At 66.3% G+C, this 19,763-nt stretch carries 25 protein-coding genes; 15 read left to right on the top strand and 10 right to left on the bottom strand.

Annotation, left to right across the window (positions count from 1 at the left end; genetic code table 11):
- Window positions 1–30: 30 nt before the first annotated feature.
- The 7 genes from B0W80_RS20780 to B0W80_RS20810 all read left to right on the top strand — a co-directional run bounded on the left by B0W80_RS20780 (window position 31) and on the right by B0W80_RS20810 (window position 5,868).
- Complete coding sequence (locus B0W80_RS20780) at window positions 31–651, top strand: DUF502 domain-containing protein (protein WP_077001065.1); 621 nt, start codon at window positions 31–33, stop codon at window positions 649–651.
- Window positions 652–685: 34 nt separating this feature from the next.
- Window positions 686–2,491, top strand: coding sequence for an aspartate--tRNA ligase (aspS, locus tag B0W80_RS20785; RefSeq protein ID WP_077001066.1), 1,806 nt, complete (start codon window positions 686–688; stop codon window positions 2,489–2,491).
- A gap of 74 nt (window positions 2,492–2,565) precedes the next feature.
- Window positions 2,566–3,033: a dihydroneopterin triphosphate diphosphatase gene (nudB, locus tag B0W80_RS20790; protein ID WP_077001067.1), complete on the top strand. Its 468-nt coding sequence runs from the start codon at window positions 2,566–2,568 to the stop codon at window positions 3,031–3,033.
- Complete coding sequence (locus tag B0W80_RS20795; RefSeq protein WP_077001068.1) at window positions 3,030–3,788, top strand: endonuclease/exonuclease/phosphatase family protein; 759 nt, start codon at window positions 3,030–3,032, stop codon at window positions 3,786–3,788. The genes nudB and B0W80_RS20795 overlap by 4 nt, the downstream gene beginning before the upstream one ends.
- A gap of 70 nt (window positions 3,789–3,858) precedes the next feature.
- Entirely contained in the window at window positions 3,859–4,590 is a 732-nt protein-coding gene (folE, locus tag B0W80_RS20800; RefSeq protein WP_077001069.1) for a GTP cyclohydrolase I, read from the top strand.
- A 4-nt stretch (window positions 4,591–4,594) separates the two neighbouring features.
- Window positions 4,595–5,017 carry a BLUF domain-containing protein gene (locus tag B0W80_RS20805; RefSeq protein ID WP_077001070.1) on the top strand — a complete coding sequence of 141 codons (423 nt, stop codon included), beginning with the start codon at window positions 4,595–4,597 and terminating at the stop codon, window positions 5,015–5,017.
- Window positions 5,018–5,037: 20 nt separating this feature from the next.
- Window positions 5,038–5,868, top strand: a complete 831-nt coding sequence (locus B0W80_RS20810; RefSeq protein WP_077001118.1) for a DUF429 domain-containing protein — start codon at window positions 5,038–5,040, stop codon at window positions 5,866–5,868.
- Window positions 5,869–5,890: 22 nt separating this feature from the next.
- On the opposite strand, the gene B0W80_RS20815 is transcribed toward B0W80_RS20810, so the two are convergent.
- From B0W80_RS20815 to B0W80_RS20840, 6 genes are all read right to left on the bottom strand, one after another.
- A complete protein-coding gene (locus B0W80_RS20815; protein ID WP_077001071.1) occupies window positions 5,891–6,448 on the bottom strand; it encodes a bacterioferritin in 558 nt (185 codons plus the stop codon).
- Window positions 6,445–6,915, bottom strand: coding sequence for a hypothetical protein (locus tag B0W80_RS20820; protein ID WP_077001072.1), 471 nt, complete (start codon window positions 6,913–6,915; stop codon window positions 6,445–6,447). The genes B0W80_RS20815 and B0W80_RS20820 overlap by 4 nt, the downstream gene beginning before the upstream one ends.
- A complete protein-coding gene (locus tag B0W80_RS20825) occupies window positions 6,905–7,261 on the bottom strand; it encodes a hypothetical protein (RefSeq protein WP_256856637.1) in 357 nt (118 codons plus the stop codon). The genes B0W80_RS20820 and B0W80_RS20825 overlap by 11 nt, the downstream gene beginning before the upstream one ends.
- Before the next feature lie 62 nt (window positions 7,262–7,323).
- Window positions 7,324–7,698 (bottom strand): hypothetical protein, encoded by a 375-nt coding sequence (locus tag B0W80_RS20830; protein ID WP_077001074.1) that lies wholly within the window; start codon window positions 7,696–7,698, stop codon window positions 7,324–7,326.
- Window positions 7,699–7,753: 55 nt separating this feature from the next.
- Entirely contained in the window at window positions 7,754–7,915 is a 162-nt protein-coding gene (locus B0W80_RS20835) for a DUF1328 domain-containing protein (protein ID WP_077001075.1), read from the bottom strand.
- Window positions 7,916–8,125: 210 nt separating this feature from the next.
- Window positions 8,126–9,493: a CHASE3 domain-containing protein gene (locus tag B0W80_RS20840; RefSeq protein ID WP_077001076.1), complete on the bottom strand. Its 1,368-nt coding sequence runs from the start codon at window positions 9,491–9,493 to the stop codon at window positions 8,126–8,128.
- A 107-nt stretch (window positions 9,494–9,600) separates the two neighbouring features.
- Here B0W80_RS20840 and B0W80_RS20845 point away from each other — a divergent pair, with 107 nt between their 5' ends.
- Complete coding sequence (locus tag B0W80_RS20845; RefSeq protein ID WP_077001077.1) at window positions 9,601–10,233, top strand: response regulator transcription factor; 633 nt, start codon at window positions 9,601–9,603, stop codon at window positions 10,231–10,233.
- A 78-nt stretch (window positions 10,234–10,311) separates the two neighbouring features.
- On the opposite strand, the gene B0W80_RS20850 is transcribed toward B0W80_RS20845, so the two are convergent.
- Window positions 10,312–10,716, bottom strand: a complete 405-nt coding sequence (locus tag B0W80_RS20850; protein ID WP_077001078.1) for a response regulator — start codon at window positions 10,714–10,716, stop codon at window positions 10,312–10,314.
- Window positions 10,717–11,010: 294 nt separating this feature from the next.
- Between B0W80_RS20850 and B0W80_RS35075 the strand changes: the two genes are divergently transcribed.
- Together B0W80_RS35075 and B0W80_RS20855 are read left to right on the top strand one after the other, a co-directional pair.
- The gene (locus B0W80_RS35075) at window positions 11,011–11,223 is read left to right on the top strand and encodes a hypothetical protein (protein WP_143684715.1); all 213 of its coding nucleotides are present in this window, start codon (window positions 11,011–11,013) and stop codon (window positions 11,221–11,223) included.
- Window positions 11,220–13,238 carry an AsmA family protein gene (locus B0W80_RS20855; protein ID WP_077001079.1) on the top strand — a complete coding sequence of 673 codons (2,019 nt, stop codon included), beginning with the start codon at window positions 11,220–11,222 and terminating at the stop codon, window positions 13,236–13,238. The genes B0W80_RS35075 and B0W80_RS20855 overlap by 4 nt, the downstream gene beginning before the upstream one ends.
- A gap of 39 nt (window positions 13,239–13,277) precedes the next feature.
- Here B0W80_RS20855 and B0W80_RS20860 read toward each other — a convergent pair whose 3' ends face one another.
- The 3 genes from B0W80_RS20860 to gpmA form a co-directional block, all read right to left on the bottom strand.
- Entirely contained in the window at window positions 13,278–14,039 is a 762-nt protein-coding gene (locus B0W80_RS20860) for a molybdopterin-synthase adenylyltransferase MoeB (protein ID WP_077001080.1), read from the bottom strand.
- Between the two features lie 98 nt (window positions 14,040–14,137).
- Complete coding sequence (locus tag B0W80_RS20865; protein WP_077001081.1) at window positions 14,138–15,580, bottom strand: S41 family peptidase; 1,443 nt, start codon at window positions 15,578–15,580, stop codon at window positions 14,138–14,140.
- A gap of 105 nt (window positions 15,581–15,685) precedes the next feature.
- Window positions 15,686–16,429 carry a 2,3-diphosphoglycerate-dependent phosphoglycerate mutase gene (gene gpmA, locus B0W80_RS20870; RefSeq protein ID WP_077001082.1) on the bottom strand — a complete coding sequence of 248 codons (744 nt, stop codon included), beginning with the start codon at window positions 16,427–16,429 and terminating at the stop codon, window positions 15,686–15,688.
- Window positions 16,430–16,503: 74 nt separating this feature from the next.
- On the opposite strand from gpmA, the gene B0W80_RS20875 reads away from it, so the two are divergent.
- From B0W80_RS20875 to nadC, 5 genes are all read left to right on the top strand, one after another.
- On the top strand, window positions 16,504–16,911 hold the full coding sequence (locus B0W80_RS20875) for a rhodanese-like domain-containing protein (RefSeq protein ID WP_077001083.1): 408 nt from the start codon (window positions 16,504–16,506) through the stop codon (window positions 16,909–16,911).
- Window positions 16,912–16,956: 45 nt separating this feature from the next.
- Complete coding sequence (grxC, locus tag B0W80_RS20880) at window positions 16,957–17,217, top strand: glutaredoxin 3 (RefSeq protein ID WP_077001084.1); 261 nt, start codon at window positions 16,957–16,959, stop codon at window positions 17,215–17,217.
- A gap of 124 nt (window positions 17,218–17,341) precedes the next feature.
- Entirely contained in the window at window positions 17,342–17,806 is a 465-nt protein-coding gene (gene secB / locus B0W80_RS20885) for a protein-export chaperone SecB (RefSeq protein WP_077001085.1), read from the top strand.
- A 30-nt stretch (window positions 17,807–17,836) separates the two neighbouring features.
- Window positions 17,837–18,832: an NAD(P)H-dependent glycerol-3-phosphate dehydrogenase gene (locus B0W80_RS20890; RefSeq protein ID WP_077001086.1), complete on the top strand. Its 996-nt coding sequence runs from the start codon at window positions 17,837–17,839 to the stop codon at window positions 18,830–18,832.
- A 44-nt stretch (window positions 18,833–18,876) separates the two neighbouring features.
- Window positions 18,877–19,755, top strand: coding sequence for a carboxylating nicotinate-nucleotide diphosphorylase (nadC, locus tag B0W80_RS20895; protein WP_077001087.1), 879 nt, complete (start codon window positions 18,877–18,879; stop codon window positions 19,753–19,755).
- Window positions 19,756–19,763: the final 8 nt, after the last annotated feature.

A 19,763-nucleotide genomic window follows, 5' to 3' on the forward strand; every position in this document is an offset into this window, starting at 1 on the left:
CCCAAAAACGACTGATCGATTCCCGCCGCCATGCTCGCGTTGCGCAAATGGTTGCTGTCCGGCCTGCTGGTCATCGTGCCCCTGGTCATCACGCTGGGCGTGCTGAACTGGATCATCGGCACGCTCGACCAGACGCTGTGGCTGCTGCCCGAGAACTGGCAGCGGTGGCTGTCGGAGCACAAGGTGCGCGGCCTAGGCGTGCTGCTGACGCTGGCCATCCTGCTGGTCGTCGGCGCCGTCGCCAGCAACTTCATCGGCAAGCGGCTGTTGGGCTGGGGCGATGCCGTGGTGCGCCGCATTCCCGTGGTGCGCTCGATCTACTCCAGCGTCAAGCAGGTTTCGGACACGCTGTTCTCCGAAAACGGCAACGCCTTCCGCACGGCGGTGCTGATCCAGTGGCCTCGTGAAGACGTCTGGACCATCGCGTTCGTGACGGGTGCACCGGGCGGCGAGGTGTTGGCACAGTTGGGCGGCGGCGACTACCTCAGCGTCTACGTGCCCACCACGCCCAATCCCACGGGCGGCTATTTCGTGATGCTCAAGCGCAGCGATTGCATCGAACTCAGGATGAGCGTGGACGACGCGCTCAAATACATCGTGTCGATGGGCGTGGTCGTTCCTGGCGGCCCCGCAGTCATCGCAACCAGATAAAACATCGCGCCCCCGACGGCGCCGGAAATCGACCATGGCCATGCGTTCTCAATACTGCGGTCTCGTGACCGAAGCCCTGCTCGGGCAAACCGTCACCCTTTGCGGCTGGGTCAACCGCCGCCGCGATCATGGCGGTGTGATCTTCATCGACCTTCGCGATCGCGAAGGCTACGTGCAGGTGGTGTGCGACCCCGACCGCGCCGCCACTTTCGCCACCGCCGAGGGCCTGCGCAACGAGTTCTGCGTGCAGGTCACGGGCCTCGTGCGTTCGCGCCCCGAAGGCACGGCCAACGACAACCTCAAGAGCGGCAAGATCGAGGTGCTCAGCCACGAGCTCAAGGTGATCAACCCGTCCGTCACGCCGCCCTTCCAGCTGGACGATGACAACCTTTCCGAAACCACACGACTGACCCACCGCGTGCTGGACCTGCGCCGCCCGGCCATGCAGCGCAACATGATGCTGCGCTACAAGGTCACGATGGAGGCGCGCAAGTTCCTCGACGACAACGGCTTCATCGACATCGAGACGCCGATGCTCGGCAAGTCCACGCCCGAAGGCGCGCGCGACTATCTCGTGCCCAGCCGCGTGCACGACGGCAGCTTCTTCGCGCTTCCCCAGTCGCCGCAACTCTTCAAGCAACTGCTGATGGTGGCCGGCTACGACCGCTACTACCAGATCGTCAAGTGCTTCCGCGACGAGGACCTGCGCGCCGATCGCCAGCCCGAGTTCACGCAGATCGACATCGAGACCTCGTTCATGGCCGAGGACGAGATCCGCGAGATGTTCGAAGGCATGATCCGCAAGGTGTTCCGCGCTGCCGCGCAAGTGGAGCTGCCGCCTTTCCCTGTCATGAGCTACGCGGACGCGATGCACAAGTTCGGCTCCGACAAGCCCGACCTGCGCGTGAAGCTCGAGTTCACCGAGCTGACGGACGTGATGCGCAACGTCGAATTCAAGGTCTTCGCGCAGGCTGCGAGCATGACGGGCGGCCGCGTGGTCGCGCTGCGCGTGCCCGGTGGCGGCGCCGAGGGCGGCCTGTCGCGTGGTGACATCGACGCCTACACCGAGTTCGTCAAGATCTACGGGGCCAAGGGCCTGGCGTACATCAAGGTCAACGATGCGGCGCAGGGCCGCGAGGGCCTGCAGAGCCCGATCGTGAAGAACCTCAACGACGCGTCGCTGGCCGAGATCATCGCCCGCACCGGCGCGCGCGACGGCGACATTCTCTTCTTCGGTGCCGACAAGGAAAAGGTCGTCAACGACGCCATCGGCGCACTCCGCGTGAAGATCGGCCACAGTGCCTTCGGCCGCAAGAACGGGCTGTTCGAGGAACGCTGGGCACCGTTGTGGGTGGTCGACTTCCCGATGTTCGAGTTCGACGAGGAAGGGCAGCGCTGGTCCGCCGTGCACCACCCCTTCACCTCGCCGAAGGACGGCCATGAAGACCTCATGGACACCGCGCCCGAGAAGTGCATCGCCAAGGCCTACGACATGGTGCTGAACGGCATCGAGATGGGCGGCGGCTCGGTGCGTATCCACCGTGAAGAAGTGCAGAGCAAGGTGTTCCGCGCACTCAAGATCAGCGCGGAGGATGCGCAGCATAAGTTCGGCTTCCTGCTCGACGCACTTCAGTACGGCGCCCCGCCCCACGGCGGCATCGCCATCGGCCTCGACCGCTTGGTCATGTTGATGACCGGCGCCGAGTCGATCCGAGACGTGATCGCCTTCCCCAAAACCCAGCGCGCGCAAGACTTGCTCACGCAGGCGCCGAGCCCGGTGGACGAGAAGCAACTGCGCGAGTTGCACATCCGACTGCGCAATACGCAGCCGGCCGCTTAAGACGCGAGAGGCAGCATGGTTCGCCGGCGCTTTCCCGGGGCGCGAAGCCTTCCGCGCTAAGCGCCGGTGTACCGATGTCCGAGCGCCCCTGGAAGATCCCCGAGTCGGTGCTGGTCGTCATCCACACGCCCGCGCTCGATGTCCTGTTGATCCAGCGCGCGGATGCCGATGATTTTTGGCAATCCGTGACCGGCAGCAAGGATCATGCGGACGAGCCGCTCTCTCTCACCGCCGCGCGCGAGGTCGCCGAGGAAACCGGCATCGATTGCCGCGAGGACAGTGCGCTGGCCTGCGAACTGCGCGACTGGGGCTTGCAGAACATCTACGAGATCTACCCGCGCTGGCGCGCCCGCTATGCGCCCGGCGTGACGCACAACACCGAGCATCTGTTCGGCCTGTGCGTGCCCGAGCGCCTGACGCCGACGCTCGATCCACGCGAGCACACGGCTTGGCGCTGGCTGCCCTATCGCGAGGCGGCGGATGCCTGCTTTTCCCCCTCGAACGCGGAAGCCATCCTGCTGCTGCCACAATTTGCGCAATGAACGCGCCGACCAGCCACCTCCGGGTTGCGACTTACAACATTCACAAGGGTGTGCAGGGCATCGGGCCCACCCGGCGACTCGAAATCCACAACCTCGGCCACGCCATCGAGCAACTCGATGCCGACATCGTCTGTCTGCAGGAAGTGCGCAAGATGAACCGGCAGGCCGCCGCACGGTTCCGGCACTGGCCCGAGCTGCCGCAGGCCGACTTTCTCGCGCCGGAAGGCTACACCGCCGTCTACGAGACCAACGCCATCACCAAGCATGGCGAGCACGGGAATGCCTTGCTGACCCGCTGGCCGGTGCTGCGCAAAACGCACCAGGACATCTCCGATCATCGATTCGAGCAGCGCGGCCTGCTGCACGTCTGCATCGACGTCGACGGCCGGCCGGTGCACGCCATCGTGGTGCATCTGGGCCTGATCCGCGGCAGCCGGGTGCGGCAAGTCGCGCTGCTGCGCGAGTTCATCGAGCGCGAGATTCCGGCCGGCGAGCCGCTGGTGGTAGCCGGTGACTTCAACGACTGGGGCGCTCGCATGCGTTACGCCATGAATGCCATGGGCCTGCGCGACACCAGCGACCTGCGGGGGCCGCGCACACTGACCTACCCGTCCCGCCTGCCCGTGACCCAACTCGATTTCATCTACGGGCGCCAGGTCGAGGCTGTTTCGAGCACCGTGCCGCGGGGGCCGATCTGGGCGCGTATGTCCGACCATTTGCCTCTGGTCGCAGATTTTTTGCTATCGAAACAATAGCTTCGAGGGCAGGCGAAATGGGCGCTGCAGGAGCATTCGCCTGCTCTCCATTCACTGTTAGGATGCGCCGATGCTGAGAAAAATAGACACCGCCGGGCCCGCCGAACCGGACACCGGGGACGAGGGCACGCCCGTCTCCGTCAAGATCCGCGAACGCCTGCTCGCTGCCCGCCAGCGCTTCAACGCCAACGACAACATCGCCGAGTTCATCAAGCCCGGCGAGCTCGAGGGCCTGCTCGACGAGGTCGAGCTCAAGATGAAGGACGTGCTCGAGAGCCTGGTGATCGACCTCGAAAACGACCACAACACCGGCAACACCGCCCGCCGCGTCGCGAAGATGTACGTGAACGAGGTGTTCAGGGGCCGCTATGTCACGCAGCCCTCGCTCACCGAGTTTCCGAACGCCGAGCATTTGAACGAGCTCATGATCGTCGGCCCCATCACGGTGCGTAGCGCCTGCTCGCACCATTTCTGCCCGATCATCGGCAAGCTCTGGATCGGTGTCATGCCCAACGAGAAGACCAACGTCATTGGTCTGTCCAAGTACGCGCGCCTGGCCGAGTGGGTGATGAGCCGGCCCCAGATCCAGGAAGAGGCGGTGGTGCAACTGGCCGACCTGATCCAGGAGCGCACGCAGCCCGATGGCCTGGCACTGGTGGTCGAGGCCGAGCACTTCTGCATGCAGTGGCGCGGCGTCAAGGAGATGGACAGCAAGATGATCAATTCCGTGATGCGCGGCGTCTTCCTGAAGGACTCCAACCTGCGGCGTGAATTCCTCGCGCTGATGCCGCGCCGGAGCTGAGGCCATGCTCGTACGCCTGCTCTACGCCAGCCGCGCCGTCGACACCAGCACAGGGGCAATCGAAGCCATCCTGGCCCAATCGCGCACGCACAACACCGCCTGCGGCATCACCGGCATCCTTTGCTACGGAGGGGGCGTGTTCCTGCAGGCGATCGAGGGCGGGCGCATGGCCATCAGCGAACTCTTCGGCCATATCCAGCGCGACGCCCGTCACAAGGACGTGGTGCTGCTGCACTACGAGGAAATCTCGGAACGCCGCTTCGGCGGCTGGACCATGGGGCAGGTCAACCTGTCGAAGCTCAACGTCTCGACGCTGCTCAAGTATTCCGAGAAGCCCGAACTCGATCCCTATTCGGTGTCCGGCAAGGTGTCGCTGGCACTGCTCGAAGAGCTGATGGCCACCGCCGCCATCGTCGGCCGCCACTGAGGTCGGCCGCGGAGCCCGATCTGCTGCTGGGCTGCGACTTCTCGAGCGCGCCCACTGCGCGCAAACCCATCGTCGTTGCCGTCGGTCACCCCGTGCAGGGCGGCGTCGCGCTCGATCGGCTCGAAAGCTTCTCCTCGCTCGATGCATGGGGCCGGTGGCTCAAGGAGATGCCGGCCTGGGTGGGTGCGTTCGACTTCCCTTTCGGCCTGCCACGCGAGCTGGTCGAACAACTGGGCTGGCCCTTGCAGTGGGCGGCGTTGATCGCGCACTACGCCAGCCTCGAACGCGCCAGCATCCGCCAAGCCTTCTCCGCGTTTTGCGCAGCGCGGCCGGTCGGCGGCAAGTTCGCCCATCGCGCGACCGACGGACCGGCGGGTTCCAGCCCATCGATGAAATGGGTCAATCCGCCGGTGGCTTTCATGCTGCACGCGGGCGTACCGCGGCTGGTGGAGGCCGGAGCGACGCTGCCCGGGCTCTACGCACCTTCGGAACCGGGCGCCGGCTTGCGCGTCGCGTTGGAGGCCTATCCGGGGCTGCTGGCGCGCGAGTTCATCGGACGGCGCAGCTACAAAAGCGACGACGCGGCGCGGCAGACAGCCGAGCGGCATGCCGCGCGCAGCGATCTCTTGCACTTGTTGGAAGTAGGTTCTGCCCGCATGGGCGTGCGCCTGGCGCTAACCCCCGAGCAACGCCGCCAACTGCTCGCCGATGCGCAGGGCGACGCGCTCGATGCCGCGCTGTGCCTTGTTCAGGCCGGCTGGGCCGCAGCCCGACGCGACAGCAGCCCGGGGCCCGGCTGGGGTCTTCCGGCGGTGATGGACCCGCTCGAGGGCTGGATCCTCACCGCCTGAGCCATTTTGGCTCGGGGCGCGCTCAGTGACCGAGCCAGTCCTTCAGCTCGTCCGCATGCTCTTCCTCGTCGGTGAGGATTTCTTCGAGCATGCGCCGCGTCGTCGGGTCCTTGTCGCCGATCAGCGCGATCATCTGGCGATAGGTTTCAATAGCGATGCGCTCCGCGACCAGGTTGGCCCGCACCATCGCCTGCAGTTCCGTCGATTCGTCATAGCCGGCATGGCTGCGCTCTTGCAGCGTCTTCGGGTTGAAGTCGGGTTCGCCGCCCAGTTGGACGATGCGCTCGGCGATCTTGTCCGCGTGGGCCGACTCTTCGTTGGCATGCACGAGAAACTCATCGGCGATCGCCGGCGAAGCAACCCCGTTGGCGGTGAAATAGTGACGCTTGTAGCGCAGCACGCAAACCAGCTCCGTCGCCAGCGCGCCATTGAGCAGCTCGACGATGTCGTCGCGCCAAGGGCCATAGCCGGGGGTCACCGCGCCATCGTCCAGGCTCTGTGAAGCCGCCTCGTTGATTGCGGTCTGATCGAGTACCAGGCGTTGGTGAGGCTTGTCTTTTTGGTCAACTGCGGTCGTCATGGAATGTCCTTTCGTGGGGGTTCGGGTGTCTTGTGCATCAGCGTGGTCACGAGATCGGCCACGTCCGAAGTCTTGAGGAGCATTGCCACGACCGCCGTCACCGACAGCAGCCGCCATGGCTTCACGAGTACCAGCAGCGCACCCGTACCGGCGGCTCCTGCGATCAACTTGCCGGGCTGCTCACGTGCGTAGCGCTCCAGGAGCGGGCGCGCGAGCTGGGTTGCCGCATTGGCAGGGTGGCGCTGCCACCAGCGCCGAGCGACTTGCCGGCCGACTTGCAGCCAGGCGATGCGGTCCAGCATGCTTTCGTGCGGAGGAGAGGGCGGTTCGTCGAACCCGACCTCGGGAGCCTCGAACCCGGGTGCTGCATGCAGCCGTGGGTTGCGGCCCTGCAGCTGGGCGACGAGAGCCCTTCGCGACATGGCCAGCCGCTGCTGGGGCGTCAAGGGGTTGTGTTCAGCGGCCATGCCGGTCTCCTGCCGCCTTGAGCGCGCCGATGTCTGCTTCGATCTGGGTCCGCAAGTCGGCGAACCCGTGAAATTCGGATGGACGCGCCGCGATGTAGCCGGCGACGACCGCAATCAGGACGGCGACGCCGGGCACGATGACCAGCACCCAATGGAAGGTGCCATGCAGCATGCCCATCATGACGGCGGTGCCTGCCAAGACAAGCGCCAGCATGACGCTCACCGCGGCGAGCACGCCCGCCACCAGCCTGGCGATCAGTCCCCTGCTGGCTTCGGCCGCCTCCAGTCGCAGCAGCGCTGCATAGTTGGCGGCATGGTCTGCGATCAGCTCGGGATGCCTGAGCACCGTGGAAAAAATGGGATGAAGCATGGTGCTGCAGGCGGCGCCGATGGCGATCGGTTCTCAGGTCAGTAGTCGTCCCGGCTGCGGCGGCTGGCGAGCACGATCAGCGCGGTGATGGCGGCGCCGGCCGCCGCAGCGATCAGCACCGAGCGAACCGGCTGGTCGGCGATGTAGCGACCCGTGACGTCTGCTGCCGCTTCGAAGCGACGTTGAGCGCGGGCGCTCGTGGTCGACGCGGCGTCGAGGCCACGCTGCACGGCCTGCTGCACGCGGGCAGCAAGTTGCTCGACGGTCGGCTCCGCATCGCGGCGCAGATCGCGGACCTTCTCGCCGGCGGCGTTCACCGCGTTCTGCGCATAGGCGCGGGTGGTGTCGATCGCGTCGTTGGCGGTCTGCCGTGCCTCTTCGGCCAGTTGCGATGGGGTCTTGGTCGTGCTCATGAAAGTCCTTCCGGAAAAAAATGGGGCGAGGAGCCTGCGCATCGTAACGATGCTGTCATCGTCGCATCAAGCCCGCGATGAAGCTCGCGAGGGCCAGCACGATGAAGATGATGAAAAGAATCTTCGCGATGCCAACGGCGCTTGCCGCGATGCCACCGAAGCCGAACAGGGCGGCGACCAAGGCGATCACGAGGAACACGACGGCGTAATACAGCATGCTGAACTCCTTTTTTGTGCGAGGGCGTCTCGATGTTGTGGATTCATGCCCCCTCGCATGCACCGATGAATGTCGGCACGTCGAGGAGCTTGAGTCATACGTTAAAGGCGACCCCTCTGCCGACGTGTCAGCAGCCTCGGGCTGGAGGCGTAGGAAAGGGCCGAATCGCGGCCGATTCGGAATTGAATGACGCGGCGCGCGGCCGCGTGTTCAGGCCGGCTGCCCCGCTGTGGTGGCGGGGGCCGCGCTGGACGGAAGGCTGGCGCTCAAGCGCGTGCCCTGGCCCGGCGTCGACGCGATGGCCAGCTTGCCGCCGGCCGCCTCTACGCGGTGCCGCATGCCGGCCAGCCCGTGCGACGCGACGCGTGCGGCGCGTGCATCGAAGCCACGGCCGTTGTCGTTCACTTCGACCACCACGTGGTTGTTGTAGTTCTTCATGACGATGCTGGCTTCGCTCGCGTGCGCGTACTTGCCGATGTTGGTCAGGCTCTCCTGCACCATGCGATACACCGTGAGCTGATTGGCCTCGTCGAGTGCCACGGGTTCCAGCACCATCTCGATCTCGACACCGGAGCGCTCGGCGAACTCGCGGCCGAGGATTTCCAGCGAGGCGATCAGGCCGAGGTTGGCGAGCGACGATGGCCGCAGGTCTTCGATGATCCGCCGCTTGAGCGCGATGCCGCTGTTGAGAAGATCGTTCAGATGCTGCAGCCGCTGGGTCGCGTCGGGCGACTCGGCCAGGCGCGACTTGAGACGGGCCACGTCGAGCTTGGCCGCCGTGAGCAGCGACCCGAGCTCGTCGTGCAGCTCGCGGGCCAGGAAGCCGCGCTCGCTTTCCCGCACGTCCTGCAGGTGGGTGGCAAGCTCGGCGAGCGAGGCGGTACGGTCGCGCACTTCGTCTTCGAGTGCATTGCGTTCGCGCTGCAGCGCTTCCTGCTGACGCTCGCCGGCCGAGCGCAACGCATGCGTCTGGCGCAGATACAGGTAAAAGGCGAGCAGGCCCGCCAGCGCGACCAGCGCGATGCCGATGCGGGCGATGCCCAGCGACTTCGAGATCTGCGCCTGCCCGCGCGTGAGCGCTTCGTTGCTCATCGAGATCAGCTCGCCGGCCTGCTGGCGGATGGCCTCCATCTCTTCGCGCCCGACGTCGGTCGTGATGACGAACTTCCAGGCATCGTCGTTGCCTTCCTGGCGCAGCCGCACGCTCATGTCGATCTCTGCCAGCTTGCGGGCCACGTGCTTGGACAACTGCGCCAGCCGCGCCGCCTCGGCCGGGCGGTTGGCATAGAGCGCCTGCAGGGCGGCCAGTTGGCCGTCGACCTGCTTGATCGCGCCGTCATAAGGTTCGCGATAGCGGGCTTCCCCGGTCAACAGATAGCCGCGCTGGCCCGTTTCTGCATCGACGATGCTCTGCAGCAGGGTGTTGAGGGCCAGCCTGACGCGCTGGGCTTCGCCGACCTCCGTCAGGGCCTTGGTGGACTGCTGGTAGCCCGCTTCGTTGATGCCGACCAGCGCGAGCGCGGCGAGCATCGCGAGTGCCAGGCCGGCGGCCATCTTCGGGAAAGCTAACCAGCGCATGGGGTCTCCGCGAGATGCGAGCAGATCAATTTCGGGAATAATCGTTGTGAACCAGGGAGCGGTTTGCTGCGACGCAAAAGGCCGCGACAGGACTAAGAAGGTATCAGATGATCAAAATCGGAATTGTGGACGACCACGCCATCGTGCGGTCCGGATTGCGCCAGTTCTTTTCGGAGCACGTCGATCTGCGTGTCGTCGGGGAGGCGGCCAGCGGGCGCGAAGCCATCGAGCTGGTGCGCACCACCGAGCTCGACGTGCTGGTGATGGACTTGTCCATGCCCGGGCAGAGCGGCATCGATGCGCTGGCCATGATCCGGGCCAAGGCGCCCGACGTCGGCATCCTGATCCTCAGCGGCTACCCCGAGGAGCACTACGCGATGAACCTGATCCGGCAGGGCGCGAGCGGCTACCTCAACAAGGAATGCGAGCCGATGGAAATCGTCAACGCGATCCGCACCATCTCGCTGGGCCGCCGCTACATCACGCCGGCCGTGGCCGAACTGCTGGCTCGCCAGCTCGACCGCAAGGACGACGCAGCGCCCCACGAACAGCTGTCCGAGCGCGAGTTTCAGGTGTTCCTCAAGCTCGCCAAGGGCGAAACGGCAGGCGACATCGCCAAGACCCTGTCGCTGTCGGTGAAGACCGTGAGCACGTACCGCACGCGGCTGATGGAGAAGATGAACCTGTCCTCCAACAGCGACCTCACCTACTACGCGCTCAAGAACAAGCTCATCGATTGATGGGTGGTGGGCGGCGCTCCGGCGCCGCCGCGAATGCCGAGTGGCTCGTACGGCCATCGGCGTGTTCTCGTTCCCGGGTCAGTTCGAGCCCGAAGTCTGCCGCAGCAGCGCCGATTGCTGGATGCAGAAGTCGATCAGCGCATCGATCTCGTTGGACTTGTCGAACACTGCGTCGACGCCGAACTGCGCGCAGCGCGTCCGGATGTCGGGGGTGGCGTAATTGCTGAGTACCACGATCTTCTGGTGCGGCTGGCGGGCGCTGACGGCTTGCAGCACGCCGAGCCCGCTGCCTTGCTTGAGGAACAGGTCGACGATGGCCAGCTCCCATTGATCGCTGTTCTCGGTCAGCCACTTCACGGCCTCCGATTCGGTTTCAGCAAAACCGACCGCCGAAATACAGGTGAGTTCTTCCAGAGTGCCGACGAGGTTCTCGCGGATCGTGACGTTGTCTTCGACGATGTAGGTTTTCAATCTGGAGTCCATGGAACCGCGCGTCTGTCGGGCGATTGGAGCTGCGAGAACCTTAGCTTATGGCTGAAGTGAAAGCTATGGTCGTAAATGCTATGGGTGGCACCGCCGGATGATGCATCCTCCGACAGGCCGAGCTTGTAGGCTTGTTCTTACGAGCACTGTGGTCGTGCAGCCCGTAGGCGGCGCCCCACAGTGGCTGCGGTCCAGCGCCGACCCTGCGCGATGATGCGCGGCACTTAGGCTCTTCACACATTCCGGCCGCCGCGATCCCCGTTGCGGCCGCACCCTTATCCCGAAGGTGGCGTGATGAAGATGCTGTGGAATTACGGAGCCGTTGCACTGCTGACCTTGGCTGCCGCCGCCATCGTTGCCGGCGGTGAGCCTGCCAATGCAGAACTGCGGCTGGCCGAAGCCGCCCGGTCCGCTTCCGTAGCGGAGACGGCTGCACCGTCTGCTCCCTCCATGTCCACTTCCACTTTCACTTCCGCCGCACCCGATCGAAAGCACACTGTCCCGTGACCGATCTCGCTGTCCCCAAGTCTCGTTCGCCACTCTGGGTCAAGATCGGCGCGGTGCTGCTGGGGCTGCTCGTCGCGTTGCTTCTGGTGCTGGTGTTCTTCCCTTGGGATGTGCTCCGGTGGCCTGTCAATCGATACGTCAGCGACCTCACGGGGCGCAAGTTCGAGATCACGCGCCGACTCGACGTCGACCTGGGTTGGCGGGGCGCCACGATCAAGCTCGACGGCATCGAGTTCGCCAATCCGCCGTGGGCCCGCGACCCCTATCTGGTCAAGGCCGAGCGCGCCGAATTCGAGCTGCGCTTCTGGCCACTGCTGTCGAAGCGCGTCGTGATCCCGCGCATTGCGCTCCAATCCCCAGCCTTGGGCCTGCAGATGGAAGAAGACGGCCGGCGTACCTGGGCGCTGGGCAAGGACACCTCCGATTCAGGCACGGCGCCGGTCATCGGCCTGCTCGAAGTCGACAACGGCACGCTCGATTTCCTCGCCGACTACCAAGGCGTGGACATGCATGCCGACTTCAGCTTCGACTCGGCCCGCGGCGACATGCCGCTGTCCTATCGCATCAAGGGGCGCTATCAGCGTCAGCCGCTCACCGCGCAGGGCCGCACGGGGAATGTGCTGCAGATCGAGGCGGCAGGGCAGCCGCCGTTCCCGATCGAGATCGATGCCACCGCCGGCCGCACCCGGCTCAAGGCCAGTGGCACGGTCGCGGCGCTGGCGACGCTCGACGGCGTCGATGCCAACTTCGACCTCAAGGGCCAGAACCTCGGCGACCTGTACAACCTGCTCGGCATCGCCTTGCCGCAGACCTCACCCTATGCGATCAGCGGCGAGTTGCGCAAGCGCGCCAAGCTGTGGGAAGCCATCGGATTGAAGGGCAAGCTCGGCCTGTCGGACATCGGCGGCGACATGCGCTTCGACCAGTCCGCCAAGCTGCCTTACCTGTCGGGCGCATTGCGTTCCCGGGTGATGGACATGGACGATCTCGGTCCGCTGATCGGCCTGCCGCCCACCGAGCGTTCGGCGAAGGCTGTGGAGGGCGTGGCCCCGCCGCCGACGATCACGGAGGTGAAACGCGCCAAGCGCGATCCTGGCTTGAAGGTGCTGCCGACCACTCCGCTGGATTTCGAACGCCTGCGCGCGATGAATGCCGACGTCAAGTACACGGCGGACAGCATCCGCAACGTGCGCGACGTGCCTTTGGACAAGGGCTCGGTGCAGGTCAAGCTCAAGGACGCCGTGCTGACGCTCGACCCGCTCGCGCTGGGCGTGGCCGGCGGCTCGCTGGCCGGCGCCATTCGCATCGATGCCGCGCAGAACCCGGCTGACATCCGCGCGGCGCTCGACATCCGCGCGATGCAGCTCAACCGGCTGATCCCCAAGGTCGAAACCATGCGGACGAGCTTCGGCAAGCTGGACGGGCGCGTCAATCTGTCGGGACGCGGCAATTCGGTGGCGGGCTGGCTCGGCGGTGCCTCGGGCGACGTGGCCGCGCTGACGGGCCGTGGCGAATTCAGCAACCTGCTGCTCGAGTTCATGGGCCTGGACGGTGGCGAGGTCATCAAGTTCCTGCTGCGCGGCGACCGCAACGTGGTTCTGCGATGCGCTGCGATGGCCTTCGACGTGGACAAGGGCACCATGCACAGCCGGAGCGTGGTGATGGACACCGAGGACACGGTCTTCCGGGTGAGCGGGCAGGCCAGTCTGTCGAAGGAAACCCTGGACTTCGTCATCCGGCCCGAACCCAAGGACATGAGCATCTTGTCGCTGCGGACCCCGCTGCTGGTCAAGGGCACCTTCGGGTCGCCGAGCGCAGGCGTCGAAGCCGTGCCATTGATCACCCGCGGCGCGGCGGCGCTGGCTTTCGGAGCCATCAATCCGCTGCTCGCGCTGGCCGCGACGATCGAGACAGGCCCGGGCTCCGATGCCGACTGCGGCGAGGTGCTGGCCCAGGCCAAGAAGCCTGCGTCGGGTGAAGCCGCCAGCGGCGCGGCCAAGGCCAAGAAGCAATAGGGCGGTACGGCTGAAGGGCAGGCGTTCCGATGGGGGCGCTCAGGCCACCGCCGCCCGGTGCCCGCAGACGCTGCATGCCGGATCGCGCGCCACGCGCAGGGTGTCGAAGGCGCTGCGGCGCCCGTCGAACATCAACAGGCTGCCGGCCAACGATGGCCCGATGCCGGCCAGCAATTTCAGCGCCTCGCTCGCCTCGAGCGTGCCGATCGTGCCCACGACGGGGGCGAACACGCCGAGCACTGCGCAGCGCGTCTCTTCGAAATCCGCGTCCGGTGGGAACAGGCAGGCATAGCACGGCGATGCCGGATCCCGCGTGTCGTACACGCTCAGCTGGCCGTCGAAACGGATCGCCGCACCGGCCACCAGCGGCGTGCCATGCGCCACACAGGCGCGGTTGACGGCATGCCGGGTCGCGAAGTTGTCGCTGCAATCGACCACCACGTCGGCCGTCGGAACCAGTGCGTCGAGCAAAGCCGAATCGGCCCGCTGCACGTGTATGTCGATGCGAATCTCGGGGTTGATATCGCGCATTGCCGCGGCAGCCGACGCAACCTTGGCCTCGCCCACACGCGCGGTAGTGTGGGCGATCTGGCGCTGAAGGTTGGTGAGGTCGACCTCGTCGTCGTCCACCAGCGTGATGCGGCCGACGCCTGCTGCCGCGAGGTACAGCGCCACTGGCGAGCCAAGCCCCCCGGCGCCGATCACCAGCGCGTGCCCTGCGCTGACGCGGGCCTGCCCGTCGATGCCGAATTCTTCGAGGAGGATGTGGCGCGAATAGCGCAGCAGGTCCTGGTCTTCCATGCGCCGCGCGGGCCGATGCCGGCGCTCCCGCGAGGCGGGAGCCGGGAAGACGTGAGCGAATCCGGCAGGGCGGTTCGCGGCTTCCCGATGTGCCGGGATCAGTTTTCCTTCTTCTCTTCCTTGTTCTCGACGATCACCTGCGTCTTGCTGACCAGCACCGGCTGGCCCTTCAGACGGTTCAGCGCCTGCACGAGGGGGAAGTCTTTCTCGTTGCCGAACTCGGGTACCTTGCGGTCCTGCGGCGGCTTCTTGGCTTCTTCCTCGAGGCGCTTGCGGGCTTCGTCGCGGGCCTTTTCGCGTTCCGGGTCCTTCGCCTCCGGGCCTTGGCCGCTGGCGAGGTGCTTTTCGAGGTCGGCCTCGCGCATGCGCAGGGCCGCGAAGGGGCTGCCCTCGGCGCTTTCGTCCACGAGCACGTTGGGCACGATGCCCTTGGCCTGGATCGAGGTGCCGCTCGGCGTGTAGTAGCGCGCCGTCGTGATCTTGAGGCCGGTGTCGGGGCCGAGCGGACGCACCGTCTGCACCGAGCCCTTGCCGAAGGTCTGGCTGCCCATGATCGTGGCGCGCTTGTGGTCTTGCAGGGCGCCGGCGACGATTTCGCTCGCGGAGGCCGAGCCTTCGTTCACCAGCACCACCAGCGGCACGTTCTTGAGTGCGGCGGGCAGGCTGCGCAGCGGGTCGCTGCCGGCACGGCGCTGGTAGTACTCCGGCGCCGCCTTGTAGACCGACTTGCTCTCGGCCAGCTGGCCGTCGGTGGAAACGACGGTGACGTTCTGGGGCAGGAAAGCGGACGAGATCGCCACGGCCGCGTCGAGCAAGCCGCCCGGGTCGTTGCGCAGGTCGAGGACCAGGCCCTTGAGGTTCGGGTCCTGCTTGTAGAGCTCGTCGACCTTCTTGACGAAGTCCTCGACCGTGCGTTCCTGGAATTGCGACAGGCGGATCCAGCCGTAGCCCGGCTCGATCATCTTGCCGCGCACCGACTGCGTGCGGATCTCTTCGCGCGTGATGGTCACGGGGAAGGTGCGGTTCTCGTCCTTGCGGAAGATCGTCAGCAGCACCTTCGTGCTGGCCTCGCCCCGCATGCGCTTGACCGCCTCGTTGAGCGAGAGGCCGCGCACCGCCGTGTCGTCGATGCGCGTGATCATGTCGTTGGGCTTGAGGCCGGCGCGGAAGGCCGGGGAGCCCTCGATCGGCGACACCACCTTGATCAGCCCGTCCTCCTGCGATATCTCGATGCCGACGCCGACGAAGCGGCCGGTGGTGCCTTCCCTGAATTCCTTGAAGGACTTCTTGTCGAAGTACTGCGAGTGCGGGTCGAGCCCGGCGACCATGCCGGAGATGGCGTCGGAGATGAGCTTCTTCTCGTCGACCGCCTCCACGTAATCGCTCTTCACCATCCCGAACACCGCGGCAAGCTGCTGCAGCTCTTCGAGTGGGAGGGGTGCCAGAGAACCGCGTGCAACTGTTTGCAACGAAACCGTGGTCAGTGCGCCTGCAAAGGCGCCGGCTGCGACCCAGCCGGTGATCTTGAGTTTCTGGCCCATGTGTAGGTGTCCTTGTCGCCTGTCAAACGAATATACACAGCTTGGAAGCAAGTTGTCTGCCGTGGTTCCTCGTAGTTGAGGTTCCCGCTGCGATTTGGTTCGCGCTCAGCCCTTGCCTTGCGCGGCCACCGCGGCCGCGGCCTTCTCGGCCGCCGCTGCGTCGCCCAGGTAGTAGTGGCGCAGCGGCTTGAGTTCGTCGTCGAGTTCGTAGACCAGCGGGATGCCGTTGGGAATGTTCAAGCCCACGATGTCGTCGTCGGAAATGCCGTCGAGGTATTTGACCAGTGCGCGGATCGAGTTGCCATGCGCCGCCACCACCAGCCGGCGGCCGGCCCGGATGGCCGGGGCCATCGACTCGTTCCAGAAGGGCAGCACGCGGGCGACCGTGTCCTTCAGGCATTCGGTCAGCGGCACCTGTTCGGGCGCCAGCTTGGCGTATCGCGGGTCGCCGCGCTCGCTGCGCGGGTCGTTGGGTTCCAGCGGCGGCGGCGGCACGCTGTAGCTGCGGCGCCAGACCAGCACCTGCTCGTCGCCGTATTTCTTGGCCGTCTCGGCCTTGTTGAGGCCCTGCAGCCCGCCGTAGTGGCGCTCGTTCAGGCGCCAGGAATGCACCACCGGCAGCCAAGTGCGGTCGAGCTCGTCTAGCGTGTGCCAGAGCGTCCGGGTGGCGCGCTTGAGCACGCTGGTGTAGGCGACGTCGAAGTCGTAACCCTCGGCCTTCAGCAGCCGGCCGGCCTGCTTGGCCTGCTCGACGCCGGTCGGCGTCAGATCGACGTCGGTCCAGCCAGTGAAGCGGTTTTCGAGATTCCAGGTCGATTCGCCATGGCGGATCAATACCAGTTTGTGCATGGGGGAGGGCCTTTGCGAACGCTTGCCAAAACCCGGCATTCTAAAATCCCGCGTTTGCCCAACCGAGGAACCCCGTGAAATTCATCGTCGACAACTGGATGCTGATCCTGATCGCGCTCAGCTCCGGCGCCATGCTGGCCTGGCCGCTGGTGCGCGGCGCCAACAGCGGATCGCTGACGGCGCAGGGCGCGGTGCAACTGATCAACCGCGAACGGGCCGTGCTGGTGGACGTGCGCGAGCCCGAGGAATTCGCGGCCGGCCACATGACCGGTGCCAAGAACGTGCCGCTCGCCCAGCTCGAGGAAAAACTGGCCGCCACGGTCAAGAACAAGACGGTGCCCGTGCTGCTCGTGTGTGCCAGCGGTTCTCGCGCTCAGCGCGCGGTGGCCACGGCCAAGAAACTCGGCTACGAAAAGGCCCAAGCGGTGGCCGGCGGGCTGAAATCGTGGAAAGAGGCTAACCTGCCCGTCGAAAAGGCCTGAAGCCGTCGGGCCTGCACCTTTCCGCTTTCCGAACCTGAACACACGATGCAAGCCGTCAAGATGTACACCACCGCCGTCTGCCCCTACTGCATTCGTGCGAAGCAGATCCTCAAGTCCAAGGGGGTCGAGCAGATCGAGGAAATCCGCGTGGACATGGACCCGCAGGCGCGCACCACGATGATGAACATCACCCAACGGCGCACCGTCCCGCAGATCTTCATCGGCGACACGCATGTCGGCGGCTGCGACGAACTGATCGCGCTCGACGGCCGCGGCGGCCTCGTGCCGCTGCTTCAGGGCGCGTGATCCGGCGGGGCGATAATCGCCCCTTTTCCGGTTTCCGTTCCCGGTTTCCACCGAACGATCCAGCCCGCCGTCGGGACCTTTACGCTCCCCGGCGGGCCTTGTTTTGACCCTCGAAAGATCATCCATGGCCGACCAGCAAGCCCAAGACCCCGTGTTCCAGATCCAGCGCGTCTACCTGAAAGACCTGTCGCTCGAGCAGCCGAACTCGCCGGGCATCCTGCTGGAGCAGGAACAGCCTACCGTCGACATCCAGCTCGGCGTCGACGCCCAGCCCGTGGCCGACGGCATCTTCGAGATCACGGTGTCGGCCACCGTGCAGACCAAGATCCAGGACCGTACCGTGTTCCTGGTCGAGGCCAAGCAGGCCGGCATCTTCGAGATCCGCAACCTGCCCGAAGACCAGATGGGCCCGATCCTCGGCATCGCCTGCCCGCAGATCGTGTACCCCTACCTGCGCGGCAACGTCGCCGACGTGATCCAGCGCGGCGGCTTCCCGCCCGTGCACCTGGCCGAAATCAACTTCCAGGCCATGTTCGAGCAGCAGCAGGCCCAGGCGGCCGGCCAAGCCTCTCCCATCATCACCCAGTAACCAGCACCGCGCATCGCGCAACGGCAGACGATGAAGATCTGCGTGCTCGGGGCCGGCGCCTGGGGAACGGCGCTGGCGATCAATGCGGCGGGTCGGCACGATGTCAGCCTCTGGGCGCGTGACACGGCCCTCGCCCAGCAAATTGCGCTGACCGGCGTCAACGACCGGTATCTGCCGGGCATGCCGGTGCCGGCGTCGATCCTGCTGCGATCCGGGCCGGTGTCGACGGCCGCGGGCGGCGCCAACCTGGTGATCATCGCCACGCCCATGGCGGCGTTGCGCGAGATGCTCGAAGAAGTGCGGGGCGCTTCCTATCCCGTGGCATGGCTCTGCAAGGGCATCGAGCCTGCGCGGCCCGGTGACAGCGGGCTGCTGGCCCACGAGATCCAGGCGCGCGTGGCACCCACCCTCGTCGCAGGCGCCCTCAGCGGTCCCAGCTTTGCGCAGGAGGTCGCGCAGGGCCAACCCACGGCGCTGGTCGCCGCAAGCGCCGACGCCGGCCTGCGCGACGCCCTGGTCGAGGCCTTCCACGGCCCCAGCCTGCGCGTCTATGCCAACGACGACATCGTCGGCGTCGAGGTGGGCGGTGCCGTCAAGAACGTGCTTGCCATCGCCACCGGCCTGGCCGATGGCCTGGCCCTCGGCCTGAACGCACGCGCTGCCCTCGTCACGCGCGGGCTGGCCGAGATGACGCGCCTGGGCGTCGCCCTCGGTGCGCGGCCCGAAACCTTCATGGGCCTGTCGGGCTTGGGCGACCTGGTGCTGACCGCCACCGGCGACCTGTCGCGCAACCGCAAGGTAGGCCTGCTGCTCGCCCAGGGCCAGACACTGGAGCAGGCGGTGGCCTCGCTGGGCCACGTCGCCGAAGGCGTCTATTGCGCGCGTGCCGTCGTGCAGCGCGCGGTCGCCCTCGGCGTGCAAATGCCCATTGCCGAAGGCGTGCTGGCCTTGCTCGACGGCCGCCTCAAGCCTGCCGCGGCAGTGGCCGAGCTGATGGCGCGCGAGCCAGGCGTCGAACGCCATTGAACCCGGGGCCGCACGGCCCGCCAAGCAGACGAGACAACCCCAGAATGGACAACAACTTCTTCGATTTCACCTCGGCCCAAATGGACGAACTCGCCGTGTCCGATGCCCGGCGCGCCCTGCGCGAAGACGCAGGCGATGGCGACCTCACCGCCGCGCTCGTGCCCGCCGGCCGCCGCGCCGCCGCCCGCGTGGTGGCGCGCGAGCAAGCCATGCTGTGCGGTGCGCCCTGGGTCGAGGCGGTGGTGCGGCAGCTGGATCCCCAGGCCGCCTTCACCTGGCACGGCATGGAAGGCTTGCCGTTCAGCGCCGGCCAGGTGCTGTTCGAGATCAAGGGCGACGCAAGGGCACTGCTCACGGCCGAGCGCACCGCGCTCAACTTCCTGCAACTGCTCAGCGGTGTCGCCACCAAGACCGCGCGCTACGTCGCCATCGTTCGCGGCACGCGTGCTGCCATCGTCGACACCCGCAAGACGCTGCCGGGCCTGCGCCTGGCGCAGAAGTACGCGGTGCGCGTCGGCGGTGGCGTCAACCACCGCATCGGCCTCTACGACGCGATCCTGATCAAGGAGAACCACATCGTTGCGGCCGGCGGCGTCCGTGCCGCCCTGCAGGCCGCCGAGCGCGCGGCATCGAAGGCGAGGTTCGTCGAGATCGAGGTCGAAACCCTGGCGCAGCTCGACGAGGCGCTGTCCCATGGCGCCCGCATGGTGCTGCTGGACAACATGGACTTGCCGACCCTGCGCGAGGCCGTGCGCATCAACGACGGCCTGGGCGACAAGCGCGCCATCCTCGAGGTCTCCGGCGGCGTCACGCTCGACGGCCTGCGCGCGCTGGCCGACACCGGAGTCGACCGCATCTCGATCGGTGCGCTGACCAAGGACGTCCAGGCCGTCGATTACTCGATGCGCTTCCAGGAAAGCTGAAGGACGCC

The sequence above is a fragment of the Variovorax sp. KK3 genome, from assembly GCF_001984055.1.
Classification (GTDB): Bacteria; Pseudomonadota; Gammaproteobacteria; order Burkholderiales; family Burkholderiaceae_C; genus Variovorax.